Below are 2295 nucleotides of genomic sequence, written 5' to 3' on the forward strand. Positions count from 1 at the left end.
AGCCGGAACCGTCCACGGCCAGCTGCAGCGAGTCGGCGACAGCGCGGCGGTTCGTGACCGTGGTCTGGAACTTCGCGGACGTACCCGCGGCGGCGCTCTTGGTCTGCGCGTCCGGCGCGATCCACGGCGACTCGGGCGTCACGCGCACGTCGTCGACCCACGCGGTGCCGGTGGCGTTCTGGATCGCCGGGATGATCTGCAGCTTCGTCATCAGCGGCGGCACCCGGAACGTGCCGGAGATCGTCGTCCAGTCACGTGACCCGGTCAGCACTCCGTTGAGCAGGCCGGACGGGGAGTAGACGCTCTGCCCGTTCGCGTCGGTGTAGAGGAACCCGACGGTGACCCGCAGGCCACCGGGGAAGTCGGTGTAGTCGGCGGTCTCCACGCGGTCGAGCTTGACCTTCGCCGAAACCTGCACCACCGGCCAGGTCTTCTGGTCGAGCGGCACGGTGACGAACCCGCCGATCTTCTGCGTCGGCGAGGCGTCGATCCGCAACGACCGCGTGCCCTGGAACGCGACGGTGTTGTCGACCTTGTAGGTGACGCTGAGGTACGGCGTGCACCAGGCCGGCGCCGGACAGTCCTGGGTGGACGGTGTGGTGAGCTCGAAACTCGGGTTGTTGACCAGGTTCACCCACGACTCGGCCCGCACGTGCAGGTCGTCGAACTTCACGGTGCCCTTTGCGCGGTCCAGAGCTACCGACAGGAACGCCGACACAGTGCCGGCAGGCACGGTGTGCACGTCGTCGCGCCCGGTCCAGTCCTGCGTACCGGTGAGGTTGATGCCCTTCCAGGTGCGCTTCCCGGCCGCGTCGACGAACGCAATGCTGATCTTCGCCGCGTTGTCCGCGGTCGCGCCCTGCACCACGTTGTCCAGCAGCACACGTCCGGACACCTTGACCGAGCCGATCCGCCGGACGTCGACGGCGAACGGCGCCGACGTCGCACCCTCCCAGGCCGTCCCGGTCGCGGAGGTGACGACGAGGGCGCCCGAATCACGCTTGGCACCGTTGGAGAGCGTCCACGACGTGATGCCGCTCTCGAAGCCACCGTTGCGAAGGAGTTCGTGCGCCACCGGAGTGTCCGGTGCCGGTGGTCCGGGTGCGGCGGCAGCGGTCGCACTCGTGGCGACGGCCATGGCCGCCACGACGACGAACGCCTGCGACACCGCGACAAGTCTTCTCATCGGGTCCTCCAGAAAGAATTCATTCCGCGTGCGGGAAGGAATTGATCAGCCCCCAGACCTTGCCGGAATCCTGCGCCAACCCAGAACTCCAGTCAATGCCCGGTTTCTGCCTGACCGTCCACAACAGAATCTTTGCGGAATGACTTGCGCAAGCGTTGACCCACCGCTCGCGACGTGGCAATACTGCCCCACCAACCGACTGGAGGAAGTGCATGCGAACAAAGACGTTGCTCGTACTTTCCAGCTGTGCGGCGATAATCGCCTCGGCCATCGCCACGCCATCGGCGATGGCGGCCGCGTTGAACAACTACTTCGAAGCACCGGCCGCCGGTTCGCCCTACACGCTCGCGAAATGGGCCGCCGACGGCTGGAACGCGCCCTGGCACCAAGGGCTCGACACCAGGACCTACATCGACTCGAGCGTGCGGCGCAGTGGCAGCAAGTCGTTGCGGGTCACCTACCCGGCGGGCCAGTTCGGGCCCGGCCCGTCCGGCGCGCAGGCACCGTTCGCGATCCCGCCCGCCGGCCAGTACTACGTGGCGCAGTGGGTGCGGCTCAGTCCCGGCTTCAGCTGGGGCGACACGAACTTCGCCGGCAAGGTCGGCGTCGGTCTCGCAGCGGGCGCGTCCTGTTCCGGTGGCCAGCCCTGCGACGGGTACAACGGCTTCACGTCGCGGTTCATCTGGCGCAGCGGCGGCAAGGTCGCGATCTACTGGTACAGCATGGATCATGCCGGTCAGTACGGCGACTACCGCGACCTGTCCCTGAACGGTTCGCCGGTGTACTACCCGCCCGGCCAGTGGGTCGAGATCGTGCAGCGGGTGAAGCTCAACACCGTCACGAACGGCGTCGCGAACCCGAACGGCGAGATCCAGGTCTGGTTCAACGGCCAGTCCGCCGCATTGATCACCGGGATCAAGTTCGTGCAGAACAACGACAAGATCGACAAGGCCTACCTGTCGACGTTCGCCGGCGGTGGTGACGCGACGTTCGCACCGAAGACGACCGGGTACGTCTGGTACGACGACCTGCGGGTCAACACCAGCCCGATCTAGTAGCGTGTCGCGTCTCGGAACGTTGGCGAGGTGATCCACGCTCAGCAGGGCACC

The 2295-nt window shown here is 66.8% G+C and carries 3 protein-coding genes; 1 reads left to right on the forward strand and 2 read right to left on the reverse strand.

The window, feature by feature from the left end:
• Both UK23_RS36180 and UK23_RS53160 read right to left on the reverse strand, forming a co-directional pair.
• Positions 1 to 1186: hypothetical protein (locus UK23_RS36180; protein ID WP_156213645.1), on the reverse strand; the 1186-nt coding region annotated here is incomplete at its 3' end.
• A gap of 19 nt (positions 1187 to 1205) precedes the next feature.
• Positions 1206 to 1493 (reverse strand): hypothetical protein, encoded by a 288-nt coding sequence (locus tag UK23_RS53160; RefSeq protein ID WP_196778048.1) that lies wholly within the window; start codon positions 1491 to 1493, stop codon positions 1206 to 1208.
• Here UK23_RS53160 and UK23_RS36185 point away from each other — a divergent pair.
• Positions 1474 to 2241 (forward strand): polysaccharide lyase, encoded by a 768-nt coding sequence (locus UK23_RS36185; RefSeq protein ID WP_196778049.1) that lies wholly within the window; start codon positions 1474 to 1476, stop codon positions 2239 to 2241. The genes UK23_RS53160 and UK23_RS36185 overlap by 20 nt on opposite strands.
• Positions 2242 to 2295: the final 54 nt, after the last annotated feature.

Origin of the sequence: Lentzea aerocolonigenes (assembly GCF_000955955.1) — a bacterium.
Classification (GTDB): domain Bacteria; phylum Actinomycetota; class Actinomycetes; order Mycobacteriales; family Pseudonocardiaceae; genus Lentzea; species Lentzea aerocolonigenes_A.

What these genes read in the sequence shown, in the direction of transcription:
- UK23_RS36185 (WP_196778049.1), top strand. Translation starts at nt 1,474, where the DNA reads ATGGCGGCCGCGTTGAACAACTACTTCGAAGCACCGGCCGCCGGTTCG.